This window comes from Saccharopolyspora gregorii, from assembly GCF_024734405.1.
Taxonomy (GTDB): domain Bacteria; phylum Actinomycetota; class Actinomycetes; order Mycobacteriales; family Pseudonocardiaceae; genus Saccharopolyspora_C; species Saccharopolyspora_C gregorii.
The window spans coordinates 4,514,142-4,540,864 of sequence record NZ_CP059556.1 but is presented as its reverse complement, the minus strand read 5'-3'; the positions used below and the strand labels follow the sequence as shown (position 1 = coordinate 4,540,864).

Genomic DNA, 26,723 nt, shown 5'->3' with positions numbered 1-26,723 from the left:
GCATGACCTGGCGAGATCTGACCGATCCGCGCGCGGTCGCCCACGGCGTGGACCACGAGGCCGGGCTCAAGGAACCGGTCTTCGAGAACCTGAGCATCCCGGAGCACTTCGGGCCCGTCACCGTCCTCGTCGACGACCACAAGATCAAGCGGTACGCGTTCACCCAGGACGACCACCACCCGTGGCACTTCGGCCCGAGCCCGTTCGGCGGCCGCATCGCGCACGCGGGGCTGCTGTCCAACGACCTCGTGCAGCTGTTCACCACCGCCTACCGGGCGAGCCGCACCGTCGGGCTGCACACCGAGGAGCAGCTGTGGTTCGACGGGCCCGCGCACCTCGACGAGGAGGTGGTGCTGGCCGGGTCCTACGTGGACTCCTACACCCGGCGCGGCCAGGACTACGTGGTGATGGAGGCGAGCGCCACCGCCGCCGACGGACGCGGCATCCTGCGGCACCGCGGCGTCGAGATCCTGCGCACCCGGCCCGGCGACGTCGCAGGCCGCAACCGGACCGGTGGCGGCGGCACGGCCGGGACCGTCGACGGCACCTTCGACCCGGACGCCCCCACCGCGGTCGCCGGAACGCCGACCGTGCGGCCCGGGGCGCCGCTGCCGCCGCTGCACGTCACGATCACGCAGGAGCAGGCGTCGGTGTTCTCCCGCTGCGGCGAGTACGTCCGCAACACCCACAGCGACCTGGCCGTGGCCAGGGAGGCAGGGCTGCGCATCCCCATCGTGCAGGGCCAGCAGCAGTGCGGGCTGATCACCGGGATGCTCACCCGCTTCTTCGGCGCCGACCTGTTCACCGGTGGATGGCTGCGGGTCAAGTTCATCAATCCCGTCGAGGTCTTCGAACCCCTGGAGGTGGGCGGTGCCGTCACGGCCGTGCGGGAAGCGGGCCCCGGGCGCCTCGCGATCGACGTCGAGGTGTGGGTGCGCCGCGCCGACGGCAAGCTCAGCACCGTCGGCTGGGCGCGCGCCGAAGCACCCGCAACCGCCCCGCGGCGGACCTGAGCGTCCGCACCGGGCGGATACCCTGAGAGCCGATCACACCACCCCGAGGAGTTCCCCGCCGTGGCCACGCGCCCGATGTACGAGGTCATCCGAGACGACCTGCTCGACCGGATCAACACCGGCGCGCTCGCCCCCGAGAGCCGGCTGCCGAGCGAGAAGGAACTCGCCGAGCGCTACGGCGTCAGCCGCATGACGGTCCGGCAGGCCTTCGACGCGCTGGTGCGGGAACGGCTGGTGGTGCGCAGGCGCGGCGCGGGCAGCTTCGTGGCCCCGCGGCGCGCCCGGTCCCGGCGGTTGAACCGGCTGGTGCCCTTCGGTGACGAGGTCACCGAGGACGTGGTCACCACCGAGATCCGCCGCGCCGTGCTCGTCCCGCCGCGCGAGATCGCCGAGGTCCTCGACCTCGACGATGCGGCGGAAGCGGTCCGGCTCCTCCGGCTCCGCACCGTCGACGGAACGCCCGCGGCCGTGCAGGAGTCCTGGGTGCCGGTCGCCGCCGCTCCCGGGCTCGCCCGCGCCGAGCTGGTCGCGGGCTCGCTGTACCGCACCCTCGCCGAGCGCTGCGGCATCGCGGTCAGCTGGGCCGAGCAGGAGATCACCGCCTGCGCCGCGACGAAGGAGCTCGCCGGCCTGCTGGAGGTGGCCGTGCGCGCCCCGCTGGTGGAGGCGCACCGGACCACGCACGACGACACCGGGCGCGCCGTCGAGCACGCCCGGAGCTGGACCCGGCCGGAATTCCCGTTCGTCGTCCGGCTCGACACCTGACCCTTCGCGGCACGAGCCGCGCACCCCGTCGCCACGTCCCGCCCGCCGCGGGACGGCGATGCCCCACGCCCAGAGGAGCTGGCCATGAACCGGTGGTGGACCGGAACCAAGGAAGCGATCTTCGAGAACATCGAGGTCCCGGAGGTGTTCGGCCCGTTCGACGTGGTCGTCGACGAGCGGATGGTGCGCAACTACGCCTTCGCCCAGGACGACGACGGAGCCGGGCGGCTCACCGACGCGGACGGGCGACCGGCGGCCAGTCCCGCGGTGCTGTCCAACGAGCTGCTGTTCCTGTTCTACGCCGCCTACGACGGCAACACGGCGCGCGGGCTGCACACCCACGAGGAGCTCTCGCTGCACTCGCCGGTCGTGATCGGCGAGACCGTCACCCTCAGCGGCCGGTACGTGCACACCGAGGTGCGGCGCGGCAACGGCTACGTCGTGATGGAGGCCGAAGCGCGCGGTGCCGACGGCAGGCTGCTGCTGCGCCACCGCGGCACCGAGATCATGCGGGTGCACGCCGCCGACGTCGTGGGCGGCAGCACCGCGCCGGCCCCGTCCCGGCTGGTCACCGGTGAGCTCCTCGACGTCGCCCCGGCCGCCGCGGCGAGCGGGGACCTCGACGAGCGGACCCCGATCCGGCCGGTGCGCAAGAAGATCTCGCAGGAGCAGATGTACGTCTTCTCCTGGGGCGGCCGCGGGTTCTCCAACATCCACACCGATGCGGCGGGCGCGCGGCGCTCCGGGATGGACCGCACCGTCGCCCAGGCGATGCAGCAGGTCGGCTACCTCTCCGAGATGCTCACCGCGTTCCACGGCGGCGCGTGGATCGACGGCGGGCACCTGGCGGTGAAGTTCGTGCACCCGTTCTACGTGGACGAGGAGGTCACCGCCCGCGGCGCGGTGCTGGGCGCCATCGAGCACGAGGGGCAGCGGCACCTGGAGAGCGAGGTCTGGGTGGAGAACGTGGACGGGGTGAAGACCGCCGTCGGCTGGGCCCACGCCCCGCTGCGCTGATCCACCGCGCGGGTGGGCGGCCCGCCGGCCCCGCGGTCGGTCGGGCCGGCACCTCGTGCGGAACGGTGCCGGGTCAGCCGCGCCAGCGGTCGTCGGGGTCGCGAACGGCCGTCGCCGCCAGCTCCGGCCGGGTGCCCTGCCGCGGCCGGGGTTCCGCCGCCGGGCGGGCCGGACGGGGCTCGGCGGCGAGCTGGCGGCCCTGCACCACCAGCACCACGACGCCGAGCACCAGCGCGGCCAGCGCCGCCCACAGCACCGGCGGGGCGCCGCCGACCCACCACAACGTGCCGGCGATCCCCAGCGCCGCGCCGCAGAGCACGGCGAGCGCGTGGAAGAGCAGGTGCACCGCGTAGCCCTTCACCGCTACCTCCCGACGCGTTGCTGTCCGATCGTGGCGACCACTGTGCGCACGCGCGCCACCCGGTTCCCGTTGTCCCGAACCGCGCAACGATCACGACTTCGGGTGGAAGCGGTGACTACGGGTCGCCGCGGCACCGCAAGGCGCGCACCTTCACCCGATAGTAGCGCCGCCTATGGTCGAATTGCCTGATCAAGGGCGTTCGCCACGTTCGTCTGATCGCTCGGGAGAGGGGCGCACCCGACACCTCCCCGGCACTTAATTCCCTCGATCGGAGGGCACCCGGTCCGGCGTCCGGCACCGTTCGGGGCCCCGCCCTACGGTGAATTCCGGCGAGGTCCTCGTCGCCGGCGCGCGCCGGACGAGAACCCGGTGCCGTGCACGCGTTTCTCTCGGGGGTGAGGTCGGTGCTGAACACGTTGGCGGTCTTCGCGCTGGTGGCTTCGGTGGCCATCGGAACGATCATCGGATCGCTGATCGCCCTGTGCTGGTTCGAGGAACACCTGCTCGGGGGACGACCGCGTCCGGTGCCCGACCGCCGGCTCGGCGTCGAACCGGAGCCCGCCGAGACCACGCCCGAACGGGTCGCCGTGCTGCGGCCCGAACCGGAGCAGCGGGTGCCCGCGCAGGCCGCCGCCGAGCCTCAGCCGGGCGTGCTGAAGTCCGCGAAGTCGAACCCGGGCGAGACGACGCAGGTCGCCAGCGACTCCACCGTCGCCGAGGCCACCGCCCGCTGCCACGTCCCGGCGGGCACCAGGACCTGAGGGTCCTGCCCGGCGCCCGCGCCCAGCACGTGGTTGCGCGGCTGCTCGGCGGGCGCGTCGCCGTCCCCGCCCAGCACCAGCGTCAGCGGGCCGCCCCGGTGCCACAGCCACAGCTCGGCCGAACCGATCCGGTGCCACTCCGAGGTGTGCCCGGCGGAGAGCAGGTAGTAGATCGCCGTCGCGGTCGGCCGGGTGCCCCGCTCGTCGGGCGTCACCTCGACGTCGCTGGTCCAGGTCCGCCGGAACCAGCCGCCCTCCGGGTGCGGCAGCAGGTTCAGCTCCTCCGCGGTGCGGCTGCGCGTCTCCAGCGCCGCGAACCGGCCGCGCACGTCGCGCCGCGCGTAGTGCAGGCCGATCACCGCCGAGCGCTCCAGCGAGCCGTAGACGTGCGGGAACAGCACGTCGGCGGCGACCCCGGCCGGCGGGTGCGGTGCCGCCGCCTCCCAGCGCACCGGAGCGGACAGCCGCCGCGGATCGAGTTCCAGCGCCACCAGCTGCTCGTCCGCGTCCGCGTACAGCGCGTTGGCGACCGCCAGCGCCGTGGCCATGTCCGGCGAGCAGTGCACGAACCCGTCGGTCTCCAGCGAGGGGGAGCCGATGTGGTCCGCGGCCGCGTGGAACGCGCTCAACGGCAGCAGGTGCAGCAGTCTGGATCGAGTCACGTCGGCAGTCTGCCTGTCCGCACCGCGCGTTGTCAGGTCGCGCGCCCCGCCCCGCGGGTCGATCACCCCGCCGGGCGGCCGCACTACGATCGCGCCGGACGCCGTCGAAGGAGGAGTGCATGCGCATCGCGGTGCTCGATGACTACCAGGAGGTCGCGCGGGACTACGCGGACTGGGACTCGCTGCCCGCGCAGGTCGAGTTCTTCCACGACACCCCCGCTGATCGCGCGGAGCTGGTGCGGCGGCTCGCCCCGTTCGACGTGATCGCCGCGATGCGGGAGCGGACCCCGTTCCCGCGGGAGGTGCTGGCCGCGCTGCCGCAGCTGAAGCTGCTGGTCACCACCGGCATGCGGAACGCGTCGATCGACTTGGACGCGGCTGCCGAGCTCGGCATCACCGTGTGCGGGACGGGCAGCGGCGCCGCACCGGACCGGGCGTGGGGACCGACGGCGGAGCTCACCTGGGGCCTGATCATCGCGGTCACCCGGCAGATCCCGGAGCAGGACCGCGCGATCCGGGACGGCGGCTGGCAGCGCGGCGTCGGGTTCGAGCTGGCCGGGCGCACGCTGGGCGTGCTCGGGCTGGGCAGGCTCGGCAGCCAGGTCGCGAAGGTCGGCGCCGCGTTCGGCATGGACGTCATCGCGTGGAGCCGGAACCTCACCGCGGAGGCCGCCGCGGAGGCCGGGGCGCGCCGGGTGGAGAAGGAGGAGCTGTTCCGCGGCTCCGACGTGCTCACCGTGCACACGGTGCTCAGCGAGCGCACCCGCGGACTGGTCGGCGCGGCGGAGCTGGCGCTGATGCGGCCCACCGCGTACCTGGTGAACACCTCGCGCGGGCCGATCGTGGACGAGGCGGCGCTGCGCGAGGCGCTGCACGCGGGACGGCTCGCCGGGGCGGGCCTCGACGTGTACGGGACCGAGCCGCTGCCCGCAGGCGACCCGTGGCGGACCACGCCGCGCACCGTGCTCACCCCGCACGTCGGCTACGTGACCGAGGGCACCTACCGGACGTTCTACGCCGAGACGGTGGCCGACGTGCGCGCCTTCCTGGACGGGGCGCCGGTGCGGGTGCTCAACGGCTGACCGGGCCGCGGCCGGGCGGGTGCGCCCGGCCGCGGGGCGGATCAGAGGTCGTCGGCGATGCCGCGGATCTTCTCGATCAGCTCGGTGCGCTCCTCGAAGGACCCGGCGAGCGGCGTCACGTTCATCGTGGTCACGCCCGACTCCTTGAACGCGGCGAGGCGTTCCCGCACGTGGCCCTCGGAGCCGATGAGGGTGCTGGCGGCGACCAGCTCGTCCGGCACCTTCGCCGCGGCCTCGTCCTTCTTGCCGTCCAGGTAGAGGTCCTGGATCTCCTCGGCCTCGGCCTCGTAGCCGTAGCGGCGGGCGAGGTCGTTGTAGAAGTTCTTGCCCTTGGCACCCATGCCGCCGATGTAGAGGGCGAGCATCGGGCGCATCGAGTCGACGAGCGCCTCCACGTCGTCGCCGATGGCCAGCGGGGCCTGACCGACGACGTCGAGCTCGCCGAGCTCGGGGTCGCGCTTGGCCTTGCCGGCGGCCAGCGATTCGCCCCAGACCTCGTGGGCCTTCTCGGGGACGTAGAAGATCGGTTCCCACGCCTCGGCGATCTCGGCGACCATCGCGACGTTCTTCGGGCCGATCGCCGCGACCATGATCGGGATGTTCGGGCGCACCGGGTGGTTGATGAGCTTCAGCGGCTTGCCCAGCCCGGTGCCCTGGCCTTCGGGCAGCGGGATCTGGTAGTGCTTGCCGTCGTGCTGCACGCGTTCGCGGCGCCACACCTGGCGGCAGATGTCGACCAGTTCGCGGGTGCGGCCCAGCGGCGCGTCGTAGGGCACGCCGTGGAAGCCTTCGATGACCTGCGGCCCGGAGGCGCCGATGCCCAGGGTGAACCGGCCGTCCGAGACGAAGTCCAGCCCGGCCGCGGTCATCGCGGTGAGGGTGGGCGTGCGGGTGTAGATCTGCAGGATCCCGGAGGCGATCTGGAGCCGTTCGGTGCGGGCGGCGATGAAGCCCATCTGGCTGACCGCGTCGAACGAGTAGGCTTCGGCTACGTAGACGATGTCGAGTCCGGCCTTCTCGTAGGTGGCCAGTTCGTCGACGGTCTCCTTGAAGCCTCCGCTGTAGTTCAGCGGCATCCCGATGCGCATGGTGGTCCTCTCCGTCGCTGACGTTGCGGGTGGGCGCACCTCGCGTTCCAGCCGCAGCACCTGGTCGCCCCGAGGTTACCGCTTGGTAGCGGTCAGGGGTGACTCCTTTGTAACACCACCTGGTGTGACATCGGAAGTGCTCATGTACCAGTGACATCAATTACGGATCAAGAAAGTCCGAACGGGCGATGAACAAAACCTGTGCATACGGCATGATTCGGCCATGCCGATGGTTCTGCGCTGCTGCTCCTGGAGGAACGTCCTACGCCTCGAAGGCCCGTCCGGACTACACGTGAGGGTGGTATGAAGCTCGGACTCCTCGACATCGGTTCCACCGCGGCGCGGCTGGAACTGGTCGACCTCGACCGCGGCAGGCTGCCCCGCGCCTCCTGGAGCCACAAGGAGCGCACCCGCCTCGGCGAGAACACCCTCGCCGACGGCTCGGTGACCGAGGAGGGCATCGAGCAGGCCGCTCGCGCCGTCGCGTGCTGCGTGCGCGCCGTCGGCACCGACCTGCGCGGACCGCTCGTCGCGTTCGGCACCGCCGCGGTGCGCGACGCCACCAACGGCACCGAGCTGCGCGCCCGCCTCGCCGACGCCGCGGGCACCCGCATCGGCTCGATGACCCCGCACGCCGAAGCCGCGCTCTGCTACCACGCGGCCCGTCGCTGGCACGGCCGCGAGGACACCCCGCTGACCACCATCGACATCGGTGGCGGCACCGCCGAGGTCGCCACCGGATCCGGTCCCTACCCGGACGAAGTGGTGTCGATGCCGCTGGGCGCCGCCCGGCTCACCCGCGAACACCTGCCCGCCGACCCGCCGCCGCCGGAGCAGGTCGCCGCCCTGTACGCGGCCGTCGAAGCGGTCGCCCCGGTCGAGCTGGCCCCGTTCCGCGGGCGCAGGCTCGGCCAGCCCGTCGGCCAGTCGAAGGTGCTGCGGCAGCTGGCGGTGCTCGCCGCGAGCTCGTCGAAGCGGCTGGTGCGGCACCCGGACACCCTGGCGCGCACGAACCTGACCCGGTGGATCCCGCAGCTCGCCGAACTCGGCCAGGCCGAGCGCGCCAAGCTCCCCGGCGTCTCCCGCAGCAGGGCGCGGCGCATCCTCGCCGGCGCGATCACCGCCGATTCGCTGCTGCGCGCCCTCGGCGTCGACGAGATCGACCTGTGCCCGTGGGGGCTGCGCGAAGGGCTCGTCTTCCGCTTCGTCGAGGCCTACGAGCGGGCCGGGCAGTGCACCCGCGCCGAGGCGATCCGCCGGTTGACCGACGAGATGTTCGCCTGAACAGGTGCATCCCCGCGTCTCGCGGTGGGCGGTTCCCGGGCGGGGCCGGAACGGTAGCGTGCAAGGCTCCACGGCGAACTCGGGAGGCCACTTCGTGACGGTCCTGCTACACATCCTGATCACCGCGGTCGCCGTGTGGGCGACGACCGCGCTGCCCGGCATCGAGCTCGGCGACGCGAGCACGGACGCCGGAACGAAGATCGTCACCCTGCTGGTGGTCGCGGTCGTGGTCGGCGTGATCAACGCGGTGCTGAAGCCGATCGCGAAGACGTTCGGCTGCCTGCTGTACCTGGTCACGCTCGGGCTGTTCGGGCTGGTGGTGAACGCGCTGCTGTTCTGGCTCGCCGGGTACGTGGCGGGCGAGCTGAACATGCCGTTCCACGTGGACGGGTTCTGGGCCGCGTTCTGGGGCGCGCTGGTCGTGACGATCGTCAGCAGCGTGCTGCACGGCGTGGTGCGCCGGATCAGCATCAACGCCGCGGAGAACCGGGAGCGCGAGTACCGCGAGTACCGCGACTACCGGGATCGCGGCTACTACTGATCCGCACGCGTCCGGCGGGCCGGGCCTAGGCGAGCTTGGCGCCGACCCGGTCCGCGATGTCCTCGCCGATGCGCAGCGACGCGGTCGCCGCCGGGGAGGGCGCGTTGAGCACGTGCACCCAGCGGTCGTCCTCGTGCACCAGGAAGTCGTCGACGAGGGTGCCGTCCGGGCGCACCGCCTGCGCCCGCACCCCCGCGGGCGCGGGCACCAGGTCCGTCCCGCGCAACCCCGGCAGCAGCTCCCGCGCGGCCCGCACGAACAGCGGTTTCACCGCCGAGCGCGCGATCTCCGCCGCACCGGTCCGCCAGTAGCGCTTCGCCAGCGCCCGCAACGCCGGGTCGCGCAGCAGCCGCCGCAGGTGCGGTGCCGACCAGGTCCGCCAGTCGTAGCCCTCGCGGGCCAGCGCCGGAACCGCGTTCGGTCCCACGTGCAGCCCGCCGTCGGCCATCCGCGTGAAGTGCACGCCGAGGAACGGGAACGCCGGGTCCGGCACCGGGTAGACCAGCGCGCGCACCAGGTCGCGGCGCCCCGGCGCGGCCTCGTAGTACTCGCCGCGGAACGGCAGGATCCGCGCGGCCGGCCGGGTGCCCGCGAGCTCCGCCACGGTGTCGCTGTGCAGCCCGGCGCAGTTCACCGCGAACCGGGTGCGCACCTCGCCGGTCGTGGTGCCCAGCACGAGCCGGTCGCCGTCGCGGCGCACCGAGCGCAGCTCGCAGCCGGCCCGGACCTCGACGCCGTCGGCGGCGAGCTCCGCGGCCAGCGCAGCGCAGACGGCGCCGAAGTCGGTGATCCCCGCGTCCGGCACCAGCAGCGCGCGCAGCCCGCGCACCTGCGGTTCCCGCTCGGCGATCGCCGAACCGTCCACTTCGGACAGGCGAACGCCGTTGGCGGTGCCGCGGCGGGCGAGCTCGGCCAGCCGCGGCAGCTGCTCCGGCCGGGTGGCCACGACGAGCTTGCCGGTGCGCCGCACCGGAACCCCGTGCTCGGCGCAGAACCGGTGCATCGCTTCCGCTCCAGTGCGGGCGAACCGCGCCTTCGCGCTGCCCGGCGGGTAGTACAGTCCACTGTGGAGCACACCGGAGTTGTGGCCGCTCTGGTGCGCGCCCACGGCCGGCTCCTTCTCCAGCACCACGATCCGCCCGGCCGCGCCCCCGCGGACCAGCGCCCGCGCCGTGGCCAGGCCCACGATGCCGCCGCCGATGATCGTCACGTCCTCGTCTCCGGCCATGCCGGTCATCCTGCCCGTCCCGCCCCACCGGTTCCAGCGGCGGCGGTAGGGTTCGCTCCGGTTCACGGGTGCGGGGAGGGAATGCCGTGGTGCAGCTGCTCCTGCTGTCGAGCTCACGGGTGCACGGGTCGCCGGGCTTCCTCGGGCACGCATTGCCCGCGATCGCGGAGCTGATGGCCGGCCGGGAGCGGATGCTGTTCATCCCCTACGCCCGCCGCGACTTCGACGACTACGCGCGCATCGCGCACTCGGTGCTCAGCTCCGCCGGGATCAAGGTCGACGGCCTGCACCGCGCCACCGATCCGGTGCGCGCCATCGCGTCGGCGGAAGCCGTGTTCCTGGGTGGGGGCAACACGTTCCGGCTGCTCGCGACCTTGCAGCGGCAGGGCCTGGTCCGCGCGCTGCGCCGCGCCGTGCTGGCGGGTGTGCCGTACCTGGGTTCCAGCGCGGGCACCAACCTGGCCTGCCCGAGCCTGCGCACCAGCAACGACATGCCGATCGTGCAACCGGCCTCGTTCGCCGCGCTCGGCCTGGTGCCGTTCCAGATCAACCCGCACTACCTGCCGCCGGACCCGGCGAGCACGCACCGCGGCGAGACCCGCGACGAGCGCATCGCCGAGTTCCTGGAGCACAACGACGTCCCGGTGCTCGCCCTGCGGGAAGGAGCCTGGCTGCGGGTCCGCGGTCGCCGCGCCGAGCTGGGCGGCGCCGACGCGGCCCGGCTGTTCACCCGCCGCGCCCCGGCGCGGGACCTCGCGCCCGGCACCGACCTGACCCACCTGCTCGGCACCATCCCCCGCTACGACCTGTGCTGATCGCCGATCGTCCGGGTCGTCGCGAGGTCGTCCGGTCGAGTGCTCGGCCGTCCGGGGCGAGCTGGTCCTCGGCAACTGGCTGGGTAGACTGGTCTACCCAGTCGCGGTGGCGAGGAGGTCGCGGTGGTCGGTGCGGGTGCTCGGCACAGCGCGCGCGAGCGGTTGCTCGCGGCGGCGGCGCGCCGCTTCTACCGGGACGGGGTGTCCGCGACGGGGATCGACGCGATCACCACCGAAGCCGGTGTCGCGAAGATGAGCCTCTACAACAACTTCTCCTCCAAGGCGGACCTGGTGCGCGCCTACCTCGAAGCGCGGCACGACGAGTGGCGGGAGCTGCACCGGCGGCGGCTGGCGCGGGCCGCGGACGCGCGCGGCCGGGTGCTCGCCGTCTTCGACGCGTACGCGGACCACGCGGAACTCGCCCACGAGCACGGGTTCCGCGGCTGCGGGCTGCTCAACGCGGCCGCCGAGCTGCCCGCCGGGCACGACGGCCGGGCGGTGGTGCGCAGGCACAAGGAAGAGGTCGAGTCGCTGCTCGCCGACGCCCTCGGCGAGCAGCTGCCCGACCGGCCCGAGGACGCGCGCGCCGCCGCCGAACACCTGGCGTTCCTGCTCGAAGGCGCGATGGCCCGCGCCGGGCTCGAAGGCGACGGGGAACGGCTGCGGCACGCGCGGACGATGGCGGCGGACCTGGTGGACCGGCTGTGAGCCGCAACGGCAGCTCGCTCGGAGTGGTGGCCGTGCTGCTCGCCTCGGTGCTGTGGGCGACGACCGGGACCGCGGCGAGCTTCGCGCCCGACGTGGGGCCGCTGGCGATCGGGGCCGTCGCGATGGGCACCGGCGGCCTGCTGCAAGCACTGGTCGCCGGCCCGCGCTTGGTGCGCGGGGCGCGGCTGCTGCGCGCCCGGCCGGGACCGGTGCTGCTGGGCGCGGTGGCGGTCGCCGTCTACCCGCTGGCGTTCTACAGCTCGATGCACCTGGCCGGGGTCGCCGCGGGCACCGTGGTGTCGATCGGGTCGGCGCCGCTGGCGTCCGCGCTGGTCGAGCGCGTGGTCGACGGGCGGCGGCTGAGCCGCCGCTGGCTGCTCGGCGCGGGGCTCGGGTTGTCCGGGACGGTGCTGCTGTGCGCCGCCGAAGGCGGCGCGGCCGCGGTCGCGCCCGGGTGGGGGAGCGCGCTGGGCGTGGTCCTCGGCCTGGTGGCCGGGGGCACCTACGCGACGTACTCGTGGGCCGCGCACCGGCTGATCAGCGGCGGTGTCTCGTCCGCGGTGGCGATGGGCGGCATCTTCGGGCTCGGCGGAGTGCTGCTGCTGCCGGTGCTGGTGGCGACCGGGGCGCCGTTGCTCGCGTCGGCGGCGAACGCGGCGGTCGGCGCGTACCTGGCGCTGGTGCCGATGTTCCTGGGTTACCTGCTGTTCGGCTGGGGGCTCGGGCACGTCGCCGCGAGCACCGCGACCACGCTGTCGCTGCTGGAACCGGCGGTCGCCGCGGTGCTCGCCGTGCTCGTCGTCGGGGAACGGCTGCCCGCCGCGGGCTGGGGCGGCATCGCCCTCGTCCTCGGCTGCCTCGTCGTGCTCACCGCCCCGACGCCCGGAACCCGCCCGCGGCTCGTCACCGGGCGACGCCGGGCGGCGCACCCGGCACCGTCCCCGGCAGCGGAGGACTGAACGCGGACCCGCGTCCGGCGGACCGGGTGTCCATCGTGGACGGACGTGCCGAGGCCCGGCCCAGGGGGCGGGGTTCCGCCTCCCGAACCGGACCTCGGGTGTGGATCGGGCGATCAGGGGCGGACGGTGATGGTCGCGTCCAGCTCGACCAGGGCTCCTTGCGGGAGGGTCGGTGCGGGCAGGGCGGTGCGGGCGTGCCTGCCCGCGTCGCCGAGCACGTCGATCAGCAGCCGGGAGGCGCCGTCGACCACCTCGGGCTGCTGGATCGCGTCCGGGGTGCTGTTCACCCACGCGTTCAGCTTGAGCACCCGCACCACGTTCTCCAGCCCGACCGCGTCGTCGACCCGGGCCAGCAGGTTCAGCGCGCTGACCCGCGCGGCGGCGACCCCGGCTGCCACGTCGGCGTCCGCGCCGAGCCGCCCGCCGAGGACCTCGCCGGCGGCGGTGCGGGAGATCTGCCCGGACACGTGCAGCAGTTCCCCGGACAGCACCGCCGGTTCGTAGGCGTACTTCGGCGGGCCGAGCACCGGCAGTTCCAGGGACAGCTCGGCGAGCCTGCTGCGGACGGCGCTCACCACTTGCTCACCACGTAGGTCCGGTCCGCGCCGATGTACCAGAGGTCTTCGGTGCCGATGGCCACGTCGTCGTACCGCCACGGGATCTCGGCGGCGCCGAACGAACCGACCCGCAGCACGTGCTCGTAGCCGGGCCGCAGCTCGTTGGCGAACGATTCCTGCTTGCCCATCAGGTGCCCGACGTTGCGCTTGCGGTACTCGGTGTTGAAGTCGACCTCGGTGCCGAGCACGCCGATCTCGCGCATCCGGTCCAGGTGCGGCGCCAAGTACTCCAACGTGCCCTCGTGCACGTCCTGGCACACCACGCCGGGGCGCAGCTGCCCGATGATGCCCTCGCGCACCACGTCGAAGAAGAACGCGTACGCCTCCTTCGCGCCCGCGGTGCGCGGCAGCGAACGGGCCATGTCGGAGGTGGCGACGGTGACGCCGCCCGCCACGATCCGCACGCCCGCGTCGAGCTGGATGCAGGTGGTGTCCCGGTTGATCGGGAAGTCCACCGGCGGTCCCGGGAACAGCATCCGGTTCGACGAGTGCAGGTTGGTGAAGTACGGCTCGATGCCGAACGGGATGTCGCGCTCGGTGCGGAACTCGACGATCTTGTCGAGGTAGACGGCGTAGATGTCGAGCTCGGTGAACTCGCGGCCCTCCTCGATGCCCCGCTCCGCCCAGGCCAGCGCGGCTTCGATGGCGAACACGCTGGTCCGCGCGGCGATGATCTGGAACGCGAGGTCCTCGTGGTCCCGGACGTCGCGCCAGTGCCCGAGCGCCGCGGAGACGCCGACGAGCTCGCTGCCCGCCCGCTCCAGCTCCTGGGCGAAGCCGATGCCGACGAACTCCTCCTCGACGCCGACGCGCGAGCCGGGGCTCAGCTCGGCGACCGCGGCCCCGAACGAGTCGTACCGGCCGACGGGCGTGCCGGGCAGCCCGGAGGTGCCTTCCGGGGCGAGCACGAGGAGGCGCCCGGCGGCGGGCAGCCACACGGCGACCGCGCCGGCCGGCTGCTCGTGCCCGGTTACCTCGGTGTGGTTGGGGGTGGCGGCCAGCAGCACCGCGTCCAGCGCGCGCTCGGTGGCCAGTTCGGTCAGCGCCGCGTACCGGGTGTCCGTGCCGTCGGGGATCTCCGCGGCGAGCCCGTCGAGGTGCTCGACCCCGTCGATGAGCTTCTCCGCGACCCGCGCGCCCTCGGACCGCCATTCGGCGAACCGGCCCAGCACGGATGCGGTGTCCACCTCGTGGGCGACCACCGGTCGCGGCGTGGTGGCGTCCGCGGTGACCTCCAGCGCGCCGGTGGCGGTGAACGCCCGGTGGTGGGCCAGCACGACGTCCGCGGCCAGGTGCACCCGCCCGTCCCCGGCGAGCTCGGCGACGAGCTCCGGCAGCGAACCCGCCACCCGGGTGCCTTCGACGACCCGCGGATCGATCGTCACCCACGGGGCGTAGAAGCGGATCTGCTCCGCGGGCACGCCCGCCGACAGCGCGTTGCCCTGTTCCTGCTGGCGCACCAGCAGGTGGCGCTCGCCGTCGCGCTCGGCGATCAGCGGGCTCACCAGCGGGTGCGAGTCCAGGCGGATCGCGGAGAACAGCAGGCTGCGCCGGGCGTCGAGCCCGTAGTGCTGCTCGACCAGTGCCTCGTCCGCGGTGAGGTGCAACATGTGTTCCTCCTGGGTGGTGATCAGCTGATGCCGGTGGTGACGCCGATGTGCGACTCGATCTCGGTCGCGTACTCGGAGAAGTCGGGGGAGAAGCGGTGCTCCTTGCCGCGCGGCCGCGGCAGGTCGACGCCGACGTCGGCGACGATGCGGCCCGGTTTGCCGCCGACCACGACGACGCGATCGGCCAGCCACACCGCTTCCGGGATGCTGTGCGTGACGAACAGGACGCTGCACCCGGTGTTGCGCCAGATCCGCTGGATCTCGAAGTTCATCGAGTCCCGGGTCATGGCGTCGAGCGCGCCGAACGGTTCGTCCATCAGCAGCAGCTCGGGCCGCGACACGAGGGCGCGGCAGATGGCGACGCGCTGCTGCATGCCGCCGCTGAGCTCGTAGGAGTAGCGGGTGGCGCGGTCGCCCAGGCCCACCATCTCCAGCAGCTCCCGCGCGTAGTCCTCGGCCGCGCGGTCGCGGGTGCCGCGGAACTCCAGCGGCAGCAGCACGTTGTCGAGGTTGTTGCGCCAGGGCAGCAGCACCGGGCTCTGGAACACCATCGCGATGTCCTCCAGCCCTTCCTTGATGGGGCGCCCCTTCACCAGGATCTCGCCCTCGGTGGGGTCCTGGAGCCCGGAGATGGTCTTGAGCAGGGTCGTCTTGCCGCTGCCGGACTGGCCGACGATGGAGACGAACTCCCCTGGCCGCACGCGGAAGTCCATGCCGCGCAGGACGGTGTTGTGCTGCCCGTCCCGCGACCGGAAGGTCTTGCCGACGTCGTTCACCGAAATCGCGTATTCGTGGCTCATCTGGCTCTCCGTCACGGCGTTGTGATCGCTTGGCCGCGGTGCAGCGGTTCGAGGTAGTCGTTGCTGTAGACGTCGGCGGGGGTGAGGTGCGCGTCCGGGCTGAGCCCGAGGAAGTCCCGCGCGACGTCGATCATCTGCTGGACGCCGGCGTCGTCCATCTCGCCGTAGGCGTCGCCCGCGCCCCAGTTCAGCTCGCACTGCTCGTCGATGGCGAGCACGACGGTGCGGTCCTCGTACCCGCTGACCTCCTCGCCGAAGTCCTGCGCCGCCTGCTCCGGGTGTTCGCAGGCCCAGAGGAAGCCCCGCTGCATCGCGCGGTTGAACCGCCGTACCTGGTCCGGGTGGGTGCGCAGCTTCTCGTCGGAGGCCACGATGCCGTTGCCGTACAGGTCGATGCCCAGGTCGGACCACTTCAGCACGGTGGCCTCCCGGTCCAGCGCGTCGAGCGTCGGCTGGTCGGAGACGTAGAGCGCGAGGTTCGCGTCCCACTGCCCGGCGACCAGGCCGGGCATCTTCGCGGCTCCGGTGGCGTGCACGACGTTCACGTCCTCGACGGCCATGCCGAGCTTGCTCAGCGCGTACGGCCACATCGCGGTCATCGCGCCGGTCGCTTCGGTGGCGACGGTCTTGCCCCGGAGGTCCTGCCAGTCGTCGATGCCGGTGCCCGCGAGCGCGATGACCGCGTAGGCGGAGCGCGCCTGCACCAGGTTGACCTGCTTGACCTCGGCGCCCCGGCCCTGGCTGAGCACCGAGGAGCCGTAGTCGGCCCAGCCGAAGTCGACCTTGCCGGTGTCGACGGCGGTGACGGTGTTGGTGGAGCCGGAGCCCGGCATGACCTCCAGGTCGATGCCCTCGGCGGCGAAGAAGCCGCGTTCGACGGCGGACACGAACGGCGCGTGCTTCGGCAGCCAGCTGACGTCGAGCATCAGCGACATCCGCTCCCGCCCGGTATCGGCGCCGCAGGACACCAGCGCCAGCAGCGCCAGCACCGAGCCCAGCGCGAGCAGCGTCCGCGGCCTCATCGGGTGTGCTGCTTCCACGGGACGAGCTTGCGCCCGGCGAGGTCGACCAGGAAGAACAGCACCAGCGCGATCGCGGCCAGCACGATGAACGCGGCGAACATCGACGGCAGGTCGATCTGGCTGTTCGCCAGCATGATCACGTAGCCGAGGCCCTTCGACCCGGCGATGAACTCGCCGACGACCGCGCCGCCGACGGCCAGCGAGATGGAGATCTTCGCGCCGGAGAGGATCGACGGGATCGCGTGGATGAACTCGATCTTCGTCATCTTCTTCCACTGCGAGGCCTTGTTGATCCGCGCCAGCTCCTGCAGCTCGTGCGGCACCGAGCGCAACCCGTCGTAGGTGTTGATCACCAGCGGGAAGAACGCGATGGCCATCGCCACGAACGCCTTCGACTCGAAGCCGAAGCCGAACCACACGATGAACAGCGGCGCCAGCGCCACCTTCGGCACCGTGTCGATCGCGATCAGCGCCGGGTACAGGAAGCTGCGCACCGTCGTCGAGTAGTGCAGCGCCGCCCCGCACAGCACTCCCAGGGCGGTGCCGAGCGCGAACCCGGCCAGCGCCTCCTGCACCGTGATGAACGTGTTCTCCGCGAAGTAGCCGGGGCGTTCGGCCAGTTCCACGAACGCGGAAAGCGGGCCGACCATCAGGTACTCCGGCGGGTCGAAGACCCGCACGGCGATCTCCCACAGCGCGAACAGCCCGACGATGCCCGCGACGGCCTTCGCGGCGGCCAGGACGGACTCCCGGTCCGGACCGCGGCGGCGCCGCGCGGGTGCGGCGTCGGGGGCGCCCCGTTCGTGCTGACCGGGGCGCCCCGTGCCGGGCGGGTCGAGCACGGACCGGCCGGTCTCCGGGGGTGGGGGTGGAGTCATGCGTTCCTCACAGCGTTGGAAGGTGCACGGAGCGGGGGCAGGGCCGGGATCCGCGTCGACGCCCGGCCCCGCGGCTCAGGGGGCGAGCGTGCGCGACACCGCGATCACCTCGGACAGCAGCGCGCGCTCCTGCTCGTCCAGGTCGGTCAGCGGCGGCCGCACCGGGCCCGCCGGGTGGCCCGTCAGGTCCAGGCCCGCCTTCACGATGCTCACCGCGTAGCCCGGGCTGCGGTCCCGGATCGCCGTGTACGGCAGCACGACCTCGTCGAGCAGCCGCCGCACCCGCGGGCGGTCGCCCGCGCGCACCGCCGCGTAGAAGGCCAGCGCGAACTCCGGCAGGAAGTTGAAGATCGCCGAGCTGTAGGTGGTGACGCCCAGCTCCAGGTAGGGCAGCGCGAACGTCTCCGCGGTCGGCAGCCCGCCGATGTAGACGAGCCGGTCGCCGAGCCGCGAGTGGATGCGGGTGATGTTCTCCAGATCTCCCACGCCGTCCTTGAACCCGATCAGGTTCGGGCAGCTGTCGGCGAGCTCCGCGACCGCCTCCGCCGTGTACACCGCGTTCGCCCGGCTGTAGATCACCACGCCGAGCGAGGTCGCCGCGCACACCGCGCGCACGTGCGCCACCAGGCCCGCCGCGGACGCCTCGGTCAGGTAGGGCGGGAACAGCAGCACGCCGTCCGCCCCGGCGGCCTCCGCGTCTTCGGCGAACGCGACGGCCTGAGCGGTGCCGTGGCCCGCCGGGGCCAGCACCGGGGTGCTCTCCGGGGCGCTCTGGACGGCGGCGCGCACGACCCGGCCGACCTCGGCCGGGGTGAGCGAGAAGAACTCGCCGGTGCCGCCCGCCGCGAACAACCCCGCCACGTCGTACTTCGCCAACCGGGCGATGTTGTCCCGGTACGCGGCCTCGTCGAACGCGAGATCATCGGTGAAGTGGGTGACCGGGAACGACAACAGCCCCGAACCGAGGCGGTGGGCGAGCTCGCTGGGAGCGATGGCCGGCATGTGCGTTCCTCCTGGCTGACAGCGGACTGCGATTGCAGGTGAGCGTAAGGAGCAGCGAACGATCCCGTCCAAGACTTGTTTCGCATCGAGTGATGCGCGGATTGGATTGGTGAGCACGCTCGGTGCAGGTCCGCGAACCGCCCTTCCCCCATCGGCACGAGCCCCGGCGAACGGGGGCCCGGCCCGGCAGCGCCGGATCGCGGGTGCGGGTCGGGTCGTGCCGGATCCGGGATCGCCGGCGGAGGCCGGGCCGCGCCGGGTATCGGAATCGCGGCGGCTCAGTCGAGCCGGGGTCGGAGTCGCGGCGGAGCCTCAGTCGACCCGGGGTCGGAGTCGCGGGCGGAGCCCCGGTCGAGCCGGGGTCGGAGTCGCGAAGGGGTTCGGCAGCGCGTTTCCCCGGCCGCTCCGCTCGGCCGTGCGGTACCGCGGCCCGGCCCGGACGTCAGAGCTCGCGCCGCCAGATCCGATCGTCGTCGACCCGGTCGCCGAGCGTGAACGTGCAGCGCCCGACCTCCGCGAACCCGTACCGCCGGTAGAACCGCTTCGCCCGCTCGTTGTGGTCGAACACCGTCAGGTAGATCTCCGGAGCCCGCCGCGCGACCGCGGTCCGCAGCGCCCACTCCACGAGCTCGACGGCCACCCCGCGACCGTGCCACTCCGCGAGCACGTAGATCTGCTGCAGCTCCACGGCGCCCGGCGCGGGGTCCACCGCGGGCGCCCGCAACGGCGTCACCTTCGCGTACCCGACGGGCGCCGACCGGTGGAACGCCACCAGCCACCGCACGTCCGGGTTCCCCAGATCTCGATCCATCGACCCACCGGGCCCGTAGGTCTCGTCGAGGAACTCCCCGAACGGTCCCGCGTCGTACCGCGCCCCGAACGTCGCGGCGAACGACTCCCGGGCCATCGCGCGCAACGCCGCGTGCTCGCCGACCTCGGGAGCGGAGTAGGTGATCTCGTTCGAGCGCAGTGCCACAGCGGTCTCCTCCACCACGGAAGACGCCCTTGGCCGGAAACAGGAACCCGAGCGTGACAGGTCGAACCCGCTGCAGCGCCCCTCGGGCTCCCACCGGAACCCTACAGCGCTTCGGGGCGCCGCTGATCTGCTGCCGACCCCGTCGGTCGCGCTGAAGCCGGATTTTCCGGGACGACAGGGCCTGTTCGACACGAGTACCGGGGGAGGGCTCGGCTCTTCGTTGCCGCAGCGGGCCGGTGACCGGGGCCGGGCGGAACAGGTGCGGGCCCTGCGGCTCGACTGCGGCGAATCGAACCAGCTCCTCCTGCCGCGACCTCGGTTTCCGCGAGGTCGGGCGTCGCGATTTCACCGACGGACTCCTCAGCGCCAGGCTGTTCGAGGAAGAGCTCTGATCGCCTTCGGAGCGAAACGCCGAACCGGCGAACCTCGACTCGGCGTCCGTGATCACCGACGCGGCGCGTCAGCCGCCGACGTGGCGCAGCGAGTCGTGGAGCACGAGCGGTCTTCGACCACTTCGGACCTTCGTGCCCGGCGGGCTCTCCCCGCCTCGGCTCGACAGCGACCGGAGAGAGGGGCTTCTGCGGCCGGTCAGGCACCGTTTCAGGCACCGCGAGGCGAATTCCAGGACTAGCGCCGCGCATGAAAAACGGATGTGGCCCACGACCATGCTGGTCGAGGGCCACATCCGGACTGTGGGCGATACTGGGATCGAACCAGTGACCTCTTCGGTGTGAACGAAGCGCTCTCCCCCTGAGCTAATCGCCCGGTGCCGCCGTTCCCGGCGACGTGGAGAACTCTACAACACCCGTTTCAGGGTCCGAGCAGGGGGGAGGTCAACCACGGCCAGTCGACTCCGAACCAGCGTCCGATGGTGGCGTACATGCCCAGCAACCAGAGGGTCAGGACGACGACGATGCCGGTCAGGGCGGCGATGCCGAGCTTGACGGTCCAGTGCTGGCGGGAGACCCAGTTGCTCCAGCGGCGGTAGTGGCGCTTGGTGAAGACGTTCACCTGGTGCGCCCAGTGGAACTCGGTGGCGAGGATGCCGAGCCCGGCGAACACGATGAGCCAGCCGGGACCGGGGTAGGGGATGGCGATGATGCCGACGATGAGCACCAGGGTGCCGAAGGCGCCGAGCCCGACCCGGTAGGTCGTGTTGAGCGTCGGGTTGGCGCGGATGCGTTCGCGGCGGGCGCGGAGCGCGCGTCGCAGCCGGTGGAGCCTGCGGCGGGGCTGCGGGGCATCGCGCGGGGAGTCGTCGGCTCGGGCCACGTCGGTCTCGCTCGCTCCCGGTTCGGCTGTCCTGCTCAGAGTCCACCTGCCACGTCGTGTCGGGCGCCTGCGCGGCCCGGCGGGGCTGTGATCTGCGGGTTCGCCGCAGCGCGTCCGCGGATGCGGCGCGGCGCCGGGTCGCGGGACCAGGATACGGGCCGTGCTCCCGGCGGCCCGGTCGGCGCAGGTCCGAGAAGGGTTGCGCGGGCCGACAGAATGTGACGTGCGTCATGACGTGGTTTTTCCCAGTTCTGGCACCGGGATCGGCCGCGCCGCTTCGAGCCTGGTCACACTGTGGCACCGCTCTCCTCGACCGGGTGGCGGCCAGGCGTGAGGGCTTCCGCGTCCGGATGTCGGGGTTAGTCCGTCTCGGCGAACGCTCGTGGCGAGTGTCTCAGCACGACCCGCGGAAACCCCTGTGGGCGCAGGCTCATCGCCTATCCTGGAAACCGTGCCCGGCAGCGGCGGAGCGGGAGTTCGACGACGGTGCCGGAAGCGTTGTGGGGATGGTCCGACCGGTGCTCCGGACGGCGCCGGGAACCGGTGCCGATGACTCGGACCGATGTTCGATCGGGGGGTGCGATGTGGCCACGCTGCGCAGTTCACCGACCGCGTTCCGAAGTTCAGTATGCCCCGACCGGGTGATGTAAGGCCCGGTGGCGAGCAGATGACCCCGCAGAGGCGTCACAACTGTGTTGCTCGGTCGATAAGCGGACCGGGAGGGAGTTAGGAAGGCGAGGACAATGCGAAACGATCACGTGACACTCCGTTCGACGGCGGTGTTCGATCTGCTGGCCCCGCAGACGCCGGCCGTGCCGGTCCAGGTCGAACTGCGCTACGACACCCGCGACCCCTACGCGGTCGTGGCCGCGTTCCGCACCGGCCGTGCCGGTTGGGTCGAGTGGGTGTTCGCCCGCGACCTGCTCGCGGACGGGCTCATCGCGCACGCCGGTGAGGGGGATGTGAGCATCCGGCCCGCGGTGGACGACCCCGAGGTCGTCGCGATCGAGCTCAGCTCGCCGTCGGGGCACGCGGTGTTCGAGGCCTCGGCGCAGGAGCTGGCGGACTTCTTGGACCGCACCTACGACGTCGTGGTCCCCGGGAACGAGAACCTGTGGGTCAACGTCGACGACGCGCTGACCCGGCTGCTGCCGCACGACCTGTCCTGACGATCACGCCCGTGACCTGCGCGGTCCGGCTCGGCGCGGGCCGGCGCGGGCGGCGATCGACCCCCCTTTGATCGCCGGGGGCGGCGTGGTCTAAAGTTCTCCGTGCAACGCGGCGGTGACTCCGGAGCCGAGCCGGAGGGTTCACCGCGGTGCACGCGGATGTAGCGCAGCTGGTAGCGCATCACCTTGCCAAGGTGAGGGTCGCGGGTTCGAGTCCCGTCATCCGCTCTGGGAAACCGATCGGGTCGAACTCGGGTTTCCGGGTATCGGCACCCGGTCGCTCGGAGTCCGGCCCAGCGGCCCAACCCGGCGGAGTGGCCGAGTGGCTTAGGCAAGGGCCTGCAAAGCCCTGTACGCGGGTTCGATTCCCGCCTCCGCCTCGCGCGATTAGCTCAGTGGGAGAGCGCTACCTTGACACGGTAGAGGTCACTGGTTCAATCCCAGTATCGCGCACCAGAAATCCAGTACGCGCACCAGATTTCCCGTAGCGCGCACTAGCGGTTCCGAGCCCCTGTCGGTCATCACCGGCAGGGGCTTTCGCACGTCCGGGCGTCCCGGCCTCAGGCGCCGAGTGCTCAGGGGGACTACTCGCGGTCGGTCGCGTCGGCGGTGTCCCGCCCGCCAGGGTGGCGGTGGCGCCACGTCCAGAAGACCGCGCAGGACACCAGCGCCCACGCCGCGAGCACGAGGAAGGGCTGGGCGTGCTGGTACTCGCCGAAGTAGACGGCGGTGTGCTGGGCGTTGACCGAGGCTCCCGGCGGCAGCCAGCGGCCGATCCAGCCGAGGACCGACGGCAGCAGCGGCCAGGACACCGCCCCGCCGGACGAGGGGTTGCCGATCAGCACCATCAGGCCCCAGGTCGGCAGCATGGCCCAGCGCCCCAGCAGGGTGTTGAACATCGTGAACACCATGCCGGACGAGAACATGGTGAGCGCCAGGATGAACCACGACTCCACGAACGGGAACGAGACCGCGCCGAGCAACCAGTCCACGGTCGCCGTGATCGAGAAGCCGCCGAGCAACGCGTAGGCCGCGGTGAACCCGATCCGTTCGAGCGGGTCGAGCCGTCGCGCGTGCACGCTGAGCTGGATGGCCCCGACGAAACCGATGATGACGGCGGCCAGCGACACGTAGAAGAGGGCGAGCCCGCGCGGATCGCCGCGCTGCAGCGGCTTGAGGTCCACCACCGTGACCGGCACGCCGATCGACGCGCCGACCCGGGGGCCCGCGCCGGCGAGGACCTGCGCCACCGTCGAGCCGGCGGCGCCGGCGACGTCGAGCCGGATGCCGCCGTCCTGTCCGCTGAGGATCGCCAGGACCTTCTGCTGCTCGACGGCGGCGACGGCCTCGGCGTGCGAGGCGAAGCGGTGGAGTTCGATCCCTGCGTTCAGCGCGTCCTCCATCCCGGCGACGAACCCGGCCTGCGGGGGCGGGGCGGGGCCGTCGACCACCGCGGCCGGGATGCGGTGCGGAGTGGGGTCGGCCATGGCGAACGTGTACGTCCCGGCGAACAGGCCGGCCGCGGCGGCGAGGATGAGGACCAGGACGGTCGCGGGCAGGAACGGCGAGTTCCGGAACGCCGTCCACGGACCGTGCCTGCGCTCGCTCACGTCGTCACTCCAGGTCGGGTGGTTGCTTCGGGCGGTGGAGTCCGGGCCCGGTGCCGCGCGGGATCAGCGGGTCACCGGCGGTCCGTAGGTGGGCTGCCACATCGCGTCCTGCACGGCTTGGACGAGGTTGTCGGGTTCGGTGGTGGCGACGCCCTCCTGGATGGCCGCCGCCGCGACCGCGACGGCGACGGCGGCCGACGAGGCGCGCAGGTTCCGGACCGGGGGCAGCAGCGAGGCGCCCGGTTCGGAGACGTCGGTCTGGTCGGCGACCGCCTTCGCCGCCGCCAGCAGCATGCCGTCGGTGATGCGCCCGGCGCGGGCCACGACGGTGCCCAGCCCGAGGCCCGGGTAGAGCAGCGCGTTGTTGGCCTGCCCGATGGTGTGGGTGGTGCCCTCGTAGGTCACCGGGTCCACCGGGATGCCGGTCGCCATGAGGGCCTTGCCCCCGGACCACGGGATCGCCTGCTGCGGCAGCACCTCGATGCGCGAGGTGGGGTTGGACAGGGGTAGCAGGATCGGCCGGTCGACCCCGGCGCAGAGCGCTTCGACGACCTCGCGGGTGAACGCGCCGTGGGCGGTGGAGGTGCCGATGAGGATCGTCGGCCGGACCTGCCGGACCGTGCTGAGCAGGTCGATCTCGCCGTCGACGCGGTCGAGGTCGCGCGCCTGCTCCGCGGGCCGGGCGTAGGCGGACTGGTGCTCGGGCAGGCCGGCCATGTCGTCGGTGACCAGGCCGTGCTCGTCGACCAGCCACACGCGCGCTCTCGCCTGTTCCGGGGTGAGGCCGTCGCGGACCATCGCGGCCGAGATCTGGTCGGCCATGCCGGTGCCCGCGGTGCCCGCGCCGAAGACGACGAGCCGCTGCTCGGCGAACGGCTGCCCGGTCACCTGGAGCGCGGAGAGGACGGCGGCCAGGACGATGGCGCCGGTTCCCTGCAGGTCGTCGTTGAAGATGCGGCGGGTGCTCGCGTTGTCCACCAGGATGCGCCGGGCGTTGGCCGGGCCGAAGTCCTCGAAGTGCAGCAGTGCGCGCGGGAAGAGCTCGGTGGCGGTGGACAGGTACAGCTCGATGAAGTCGTCGTAGGCCTGGCCGGTTGTGCGGGCGTGCCGGTTCCCCAGGTACATCGGGTCGTTGAGCAGCAGCTGGTTGTCGGTGCCGACGTCGAGGTTCACCGCGAGCACCCGCCCCGGGTGGATCCCCACGGCGGCCGTGTAGACGGCGAGCTTGCCGATGGAGATGTCCGTGCCGTTGACGCCCCAGTCCCCGATCCCGAGGATCTGCTGCGCGTCGGAGGCGACGATGAGGTCGACGTCCTCCGAGCCCAGCCCGAGGTTCTCGAAGGAGGCCGCCACGTCCTGCGGGCGGTCGATGGACAGGTACACCGCGCGGGACCGGCGGTAGTCGCGGCTCCACTGCTGGATCGCCTCGCCCACGGTCGGGTCGTAGACCACGGGCAGCAGCTCCGGCAGGTGGTCCACCAGCAGCTTGAAGTACAGCATCTCGTTGCGGTCGTGCAACGTGTCCAGGTAGATGTACTTCGCCAGGTCCGTGGGTTGCCTGCCGAGCTGGGCGTAGGCCCTGGCCGCTTGCTGGTCGAGGGTCTCCACCGCCGACGGCAGCCGGCCGGTCAGCCCGAGCTCGGCGCGTTCGGCCGGGGTGAACGCGGTGCCGCGGTTGTGCAGCGGGTCGCGCAGCGCGGTCGGAATCCTGGCCACGGCTCCTCCGTTCCTCCGGAACATCGGGGCCGAACAGGACCTGCGCGGATGCACCACCGCGGACGTCGTCCGCCCCCCCCGGATCCACGCTAGTGCCGGGGTTCCCGTCCGGCACGGCCCGCGGCTCGCGCAGCCGCGGACCGCGCCGGGACCGGTCAGTCGACGACGATGTCGCCGGAGCGGCCGGGAATCGCGTCGAGCGCGGCGATGGTCCGCTCGTCCAGCACGACCGAGCCGGCGGCCACGTTCTCCTCCAGGTGGGAGAGGGTGGCGGTGCCGGGGATGAGCAGCACGTTCGGCGCGTGCTGCAGCAGCCAGGCGAGGCCGATCTGCGCGGGCGTGGCGTCCAGCGCGCGGGCCGCGTCGAGCACGGCGGGTTCCTCGGTCACCTTCGGCATCCCGGCGAACGAGCCGCCGAGCGGGAAGTACGGCACCCACGCGATGCCTTCGGCGCGGCACAGCCGCAGCAGTTCCTCGTCGTCGCGGGAGAGCAGGCTGTAGGCGTTCTGCACGCAGGTGATGCCCGCGGGCAGCGCGCGCAGCAGCTCGTCGAGGCCGACGTTGCTGATCCCGAACGAGCCGATCTTGCCCTCGTCCCGCAGCGCGATCATCGTGGCGAGCTGGTCGTCGAGGTCGACGCGCTGGTCGTCCTCGGCGATCAGGCCGGGGCCGCGTTCGGCGCGGCGCAGGTTGACCAGCGCGATCTGCTCCAGCCCGAGGCTGCTCAGGTTCGCCTCCAGGTCGGCGCGCAGCTCCTCGGGGCGCTGCGCGAGCCGCAGCGGGATCGGCCCGTCCGGGTTCGGGGTGGCGCCGACCTTGCTGGCGACGAGCGCGCCGTCGCCGACCGCGTCGCGGATGAGCTCGTTGGCGAGGCCGTGGCCGTAGAACTCTGCGGTGTCGATGTGGTCGACGCCGAGTTCGAGCGCGCGGCGCAGCACGGCGCGGCCCGCGGCCCGGTCGTCGTGCAGTCGTTCGAGCTGCATCGCGCCGTAGCCGACCCGGGCGACGGTGCGGCCGGCGAGTTCGGCGCGGCCGCCGGGGGTGGGTGTGGACGCTGACATGGGGGTTCCTGTCCGTGTGGGAAGATGGGGGCACGGAGGCGGAGGGGCCTCCGGTATGGCGACCGTAGCACGACCGGAGGTGCCTCCGCTTTGGTTGGATCCGAGAGACCCGCCCGCGCCGACGCGCGCCGCAACCGCGAGAGGCTCCTCGCGGCCGCGTCCGCCGCCTTCGCCGCCGGTGGCACCGTCTCCCTGGAAGCGGTCGCCCGCGAGGCGGGAGTCGGGATCGGTACCCTGTACCGCCACTTCCCGACCCGCGAAGCACTGGTCGAGGCCGTCTACGCCACCGAGCTCGACGACGTCGCGAGCAGTGCCGCCGCGCTGCTCGCCGAACTTCCGCCCGACGCGGCGCTACGCGCCTGGATGCGGCGGTACGCGGCCTTCGTCGCCACCAAGCGGGGCATGTTCGACGCGCTCTCCGCGAGCTGGTCCGCCGGGAGCATGTCGGTGTCGACCACCCGGGAGCGGATCACCGGAGCCCTCGTCACCCTGCTCGACGCCGGGGCGCGGGACGGGTCGCTGCGCGCGGACGTCGAAGCCGAGGACGTCCTCGCGATGCTGCTCGGCGCCTTCCACTCCGCCGTCGCGGAAGGGGCGCCGGAGCGGACTGACCGGGTGCTCGACCTGGTGCTCGACGCCGTGCGCCCCCGCTGAGGCGAGTTCCGCGGACGTGTGATCAGCGATACCTGGCGTTCCGCGTCCGAAT

The 26,723-nt window shown here is 72.6% G+C and carries 26 protein-coding genes and 4 tRNA genes; 14 read left to right on the top strand and 16 right to left on the bottom strand.

All coding sequences use genetic code 11. The annotated features are described in order from the left end of the window. The first annotated feature begins 2 nt into the window (after positions 1-2). The 3 genes from H1226_RS19695 to H1226_RS19685 all read left to right on the top strand — a co-directional run bounded on the left by H1226_RS19695 (position 3) and on the right by H1226_RS19685 (position 2,795). Positions 3-1,013 carry a MaoC family dehydratase gene (locus H1226_RS19695; RefSeq protein ID WP_258342015.1) on the top strand — a complete coding sequence of 337 codons (1,011 nt, stop codon included), beginning with the start codon at positions 3-5 and terminating at the stop codon, positions 1,011-1,013. A 60-nt stretch (positions 1,014-1,073) separates the two neighbouring features. After that, on the top strand, positions 1,074-1,778 hold the full coding sequence (locus H1226_RS19690) for a GntR family transcriptional regulator (protein WP_258342014.1): 705 nt from the start codon (positions 1,074-1,076) through the stop codon (positions 1,776-1,778). 84 nt (positions 1,779-1,862) lie between these two features. Then, the gene (locus H1226_RS19685) at positions 1,863-2,795 is read left to right on the top strand and encodes a MaoC family dehydratase (RefSeq protein WP_258342013.1); all 933 of its coding nucleotides are present in this window, start codon (positions 1,863-1,865) and stop codon (positions 2,793-2,795) included. A 73-nt stretch (positions 2,796-2,868) separates the two neighbouring features. Here H1226_RS19685 and H1226_RS19680 read toward each other — a convergent pair whose 3' ends face one another. Continuing rightward, a complete protein-coding gene (locus H1226_RS19680; RefSeq protein ID WP_258342012.1) occupies positions 2,869-3,156 on the bottom strand; it encodes a hypothetical protein in 288 nt (95 codons plus the stop codon). A 640-nt stretch (positions 3,157-3,796) separates the two neighbouring features. Then, the gene (locus H1226_RS19675; protein WP_224956260.1) at positions 3,797-4,579 is read right to left on the bottom strand and encodes a cupin domain-containing protein; all 783 of its coding nucleotides are present in this window, start codon (positions 4,577-4,579) and stop codon (positions 3,797-3,799) included. Positions 4,580-4,698: 119 nt separating this feature from the next. Between H1226_RS19675 and H1226_RS19670 the strand changes: the two genes are divergently transcribed. Then, entirely contained in the window at positions 4,699-5,661 is a 963-nt protein-coding gene (locus tag H1226_RS19670; RefSeq protein ID WP_258342011.1) for a D-2-hydroxyacid dehydrogenase family protein, read from the top strand. A gap of 41 nt (positions 5,662-5,702) precedes the next feature. Here H1226_RS19670 and H1226_RS19665 read toward each other — a convergent pair whose 3' ends face one another. Further along, a complete protein-coding gene (locus tag H1226_RS19665; RefSeq protein WP_258342010.1) occupies positions 5,703-6,749 on the bottom strand; it encodes an LLM class F420-dependent oxidoreductase in 1,047 nt (348 codons plus the stop codon). 303 nt (positions 6,750-7,052) lie between these two features. On the opposite strand from H1226_RS19665, the gene H1226_RS19660 reads away from it, so the two are divergent. Beyond that, on the top strand, positions 7,053-8,033 hold the full coding sequence (locus H1226_RS19660) for a Ppx/GppA phosphatase family protein (protein ID WP_258342009.1): 981 nt from the start codon (positions 7,053-7,055) through the stop codon (positions 8,031-8,033). A 94-nt stretch (positions 8,034-8,127) separates the two neighbouring features. Beyond that, entirely contained in the window at positions 8,128-8,574 is a 447-nt protein-coding gene (locus H1226_RS19655; RefSeq protein ID WP_224966848.1) for a phage holin family protein, read from the top strand. A gap of 25 nt (positions 8,575-8,599) precedes the next feature. Here H1226_RS19655 and lhgO read toward each other — a convergent pair whose 3' ends face one another. Continuing rightward, on the bottom strand, positions 8,600-9,802 hold the full coding sequence (gene lhgO / locus H1226_RS19650; protein WP_258342008.1) for an L-2-hydroxyglutarate oxidase: 1,203 nt from the start codon (positions 9,800-9,802) through the stop codon (positions 8,600-8,602). A gap of 86 nt (positions 9,803-9,888) precedes the next feature. Between lhgO and pepE the strand changes: the two genes are divergently transcribed. From pepE to H1226_RS19635, 3 genes are all read left to right on the top strand, one after another. Then, entirely contained in the window at positions 9,889-10,617 is a 729-nt protein-coding gene (gene pepE, locus H1226_RS19645; protein ID WP_309148744.1) for a dipeptidase PepE, read from the top strand. Between the two features lie 123 nt (positions 10,618-10,740). After that, a complete protein-coding gene (locus tag H1226_RS19640) occupies positions 10,741-11,325 on the top strand; it encodes a TetR/AcrR family transcriptional regulator (protein ID WP_258342007.1) in 585 nt (194 codons plus the stop codon). Continuing rightward, the gene (locus H1226_RS19635; RefSeq protein WP_258342006.1) at positions 11,322-12,284 is read left to right on the top strand and encodes a DMT family transporter; all 963 of its coding nucleotides are present in this window, start codon (positions 11,322-11,324) and stop codon (positions 12,282-12,284) included. The genes H1226_RS19640 and H1226_RS19635 overlap by 4 nt, the downstream gene beginning before the upstream one ends. Before the next feature lie 113 nt (positions 12,285-12,397). Here H1226_RS19635 and H1226_RS19630 read toward each other — a convergent pair whose 3' ends face one another. The 9 genes from H1226_RS19630 to H1226_RS19590 form a co-directional block, all read right to left on the bottom strand. Then, the gene (locus H1226_RS19630; protein WP_258342005.1) at positions 12,398-12,859 is read right to left on the bottom strand and encodes a RidA family protein; all 462 of its coding nucleotides are present in this window, start codon (positions 12,857-12,859) and stop codon (positions 12,398-12,400) included. Beyond that, a complete protein-coding gene (locus H1226_RS19625; protein WP_258342004.1) occupies positions 12,856-14,511 on the bottom strand; it encodes a M24 family metallopeptidase in 1,656 nt (551 codons plus the stop codon). The genes H1226_RS19630 and H1226_RS19625 overlap by 4 nt, the downstream gene beginning before the upstream one ends. A 20-nt stretch (positions 14,512-14,531) precedes the next feature. Beyond that, a complete protein-coding gene (locus H1226_RS19620) occupies positions 14,532-15,311 on the bottom strand; it encodes an ABC transporter ATP-binding protein (protein WP_258342003.1) in 780 nt (259 codons plus the stop codon). An 11-nt stretch (positions 15,312-15,322) separates the two neighbouring features. Then, positions 15,323-16,333 carry an ABC transporter substrate-binding protein gene (locus H1226_RS19615; RefSeq protein ID WP_258342002.1) on the bottom strand — a complete coding sequence of 337 codons (1,011 nt, stop codon included), beginning with the start codon at positions 16,331-16,333 and terminating at the stop codon, positions 15,323-15,325. After that, entirely contained in the window at positions 16,330-17,211 is an 882-nt protein-coding gene (locus H1226_RS19610; protein WP_258342001.1) for an ABC transporter permease, read from the bottom strand. Before H1226_RS19610 ends, H1226_RS19615 begins: the two co-directional genes overlap by 4 nt. Positions 17,212-17,286: 75 nt before the next feature. Next, positions 17,287-18,213: a 5-dehydro-4-deoxyglucarate dehydratase gene (gene kdgD, locus H1226_RS19605; protein WP_258342000.1), complete on the bottom strand. Its 927-nt coding sequence runs from the start codon at positions 18,211-18,213 to the stop codon at positions 17,287-17,289. Between the two features lie 442 nt (positions 18,214-18,655). Then, positions 18,656-19,189 carry a GNAT family N-acetyltransferase gene (locus H1226_RS19600; RefSeq protein ID WP_258341999.1) on the bottom strand — a complete coding sequence of 178 codons (534 nt, stop codon included), beginning with the start codon at positions 19,187-19,189 and terminating at the stop codon, positions 18,656-18,658. 693 nt (positions 19,190-19,882) lie between these two features. Next, positions 19,883-19,954: transfer RNA gene (locus tag H1226_RS19595), tRNA-Val, on the bottom strand. Positions 19,955-19,999: 45 nt separating this feature from the next. Then, positions 20,000-20,461, bottom strand: a complete 462-nt coding sequence (locus H1226_RS19590; RefSeq protein ID WP_224956242.1) for a TIGR02611 family protein — start codon at positions 20,459-20,461, stop codon at positions 20,000-20,002. A gap of 743 nt (positions 20,462-21,204) precedes the next feature. On the opposite strand from H1226_RS19590, the gene H1226_RS19585 reads away from it, so the two are divergent. The 4 genes from H1226_RS19585 to H1226_RS19570 all read left to right on the top strand — a co-directional run bounded on the left by H1226_RS19585 (position 21,205) and on the right by H1226_RS19570 (position 22,086). Further along, positions 21,205-21,630, top strand: a complete 426-nt coding sequence (locus H1226_RS19585) for an SsgA family sporulation/cell division regulator (RefSeq protein ID WP_184478055.1) — start codon at positions 21,205-21,207, stop codon at positions 21,628-21,630. Between the two features lie 155 nt (positions 21,631-21,785). Further along, positions 21,786-21,858 (top strand) — tRNA-Gly (locus tag H1226_RS19580). A gap of 80 nt (positions 21,859-21,938) precedes the next feature. Then, positions 21,939-22,010 (top strand) — tRNA-Cys (locus H1226_RS19575). 1 nt (position 22,011) lies between these two features. Further along, positions 22,012-22,086, top strand: a tRNA-Val gene (locus H1226_RS19570). 128 nt (positions 22,087-22,214) lie between these two features. Here H1226_RS19570 and H1226_RS19565 read toward each other — a convergent pair. The 3 genes from H1226_RS19565 to H1226_RS19555 all read right to left on the bottom strand — a co-directional run bounded on the left by H1226_RS19565 (position 22,215) and on the right by H1226_RS19555 (position 26,017). Further along, positions 22,215-23,240, bottom strand: a complete 1,026-nt coding sequence (locus tag H1226_RS19565) for an ABC-2 transporter permease (protein ID WP_258341998.1) — start codon at positions 23,238-23,240, stop codon at positions 22,215-22,217. Positions 23,241-23,303: 63 nt separating this feature from the next. Further along, complete coding sequence (locus H1226_RS19560; RefSeq protein WP_258341997.1) at positions 23,304-24,956, bottom strand: NAD-dependent malic enzyme; 1,653 nt, start codon at positions 24,954-24,956, stop codon at positions 23,304-23,306. Positions 24,957-25,111: 155 nt separating this feature from the next. Beyond that, the gene (locus tag H1226_RS19555) at positions 25,112-26,017 is read right to left on the bottom strand and encodes an aldo/keto reductase (protein ID WP_258341996.1); all 906 of its coding nucleotides are present in this window, start codon (positions 26,015-26,017) and stop codon (positions 25,112-25,114) included. Positions 26,018-26,107: 90 nt separating this feature from the next. Between H1226_RS19555 and H1226_RS19550 the strand changes: the two genes are divergently transcribed. After that, on the top strand, positions 26,108-26,671 hold the full coding sequence (locus tag H1226_RS19550) for a TetR/AcrR family transcriptional regulator (protein ID WP_258341995.1): 564 nt from the start codon (positions 26,108-26,110) through the stop codon (positions 26,669-26,671). Positions 26,672-26,723 lie beyond the last annotated feature (52 nt).

Excerpts from the sequence above, each read along its gene's own strand:
- lhgO (WP_258342008.1), bottom strand. The coding sequence starts at position 9,802 with ATGGCCGGAGACGAGGACGTGACGATCATCGGCGGCGGCATCGTGGGC.
- H1226_RS19615 (WP_258342002.1), bottom strand. The coding sequence starts at position 16,333 with ATGAGGCCGCGGACGCTGCTCGCGCTGGGCTCGGTGCTGGCGCTGCTG.
- H1226_RS19610 (WP_258342001.1), bottom strand. The coding sequence starts at position 17,211 with ATGACTCCACCCCCACCCCCGGAGACCGGCCGGTCCGTGCTCGACCCG.
- H1226_RS19660 (WP_258342009.1), top strand. The coding sequence starts at position 7,053 with ATGAAGCTCGGACTCCTCGACATCGGTTCCACCGCGGCGCGGCTGGAA.
- H1226_RS19555 (WP_258341996.1), bottom strand. The coding sequence starts at position 26,017 with ATGTCAGCGTCCACACCCACCCCCGGCGGCCGCGCCGAACTCGCCGGC.
- H1226_RS19695 (WP_258342015.1), top strand. The coding sequence starts at position 3 with ATGACCTGGCGAGATCTGACCGATCCGCGCGCGGTCGCCCACGGCGTG.
- H1226_RS19625 (WP_258342004.1), bottom strand. The coding sequence starts at position 14,511 with ATGTTGCACCTCACCGCGGACGAGGCACTGGTCGAGCAGCACTACGGG.
- H1226_RS19585 (WP_184478055.1), top strand. The coding sequence starts at position 21,205 with ATGCGAAACGATCACGTGACACTCCGTTCGACGGCGGTGTTCGATCTG.
- H1226_RS19670 (WP_258342011.1), top strand. The coding sequence starts at position 4,699 with ATGCGCATCGCGGTGCTCGATGACTACCAGGAGGTCGCGCGGGACTAC.
- H1226_RS19665 (WP_258342010.1), bottom strand. The coding sequence starts at position 6,749 with ATGCGCATCGGGATGCCGCTGAACTACAGCGGAGGCTTCAAGGAGACC.
- H1226_RS19620 (WP_258342003.1), bottom strand. The coding sequence starts at position 15,311 with ATGAGCCACGAATACGCGATTTCGGTGAACGACGTCGGCAAGACCTTC.
- H1226_RS19685 (WP_258342013.1), top strand. The coding sequence starts at position 1,863 with ATGAACCGGTGGTGGACCGGAACCAAGGAAGCGATCTTCGAGAACATC.
- kdgD (WP_258342000.1), bottom strand. The coding sequence starts at position 18,213 with ATGCCGGCCATCGCTCCCAGCGAGCTCGCCCACCGCCTCGGTTCGGGG.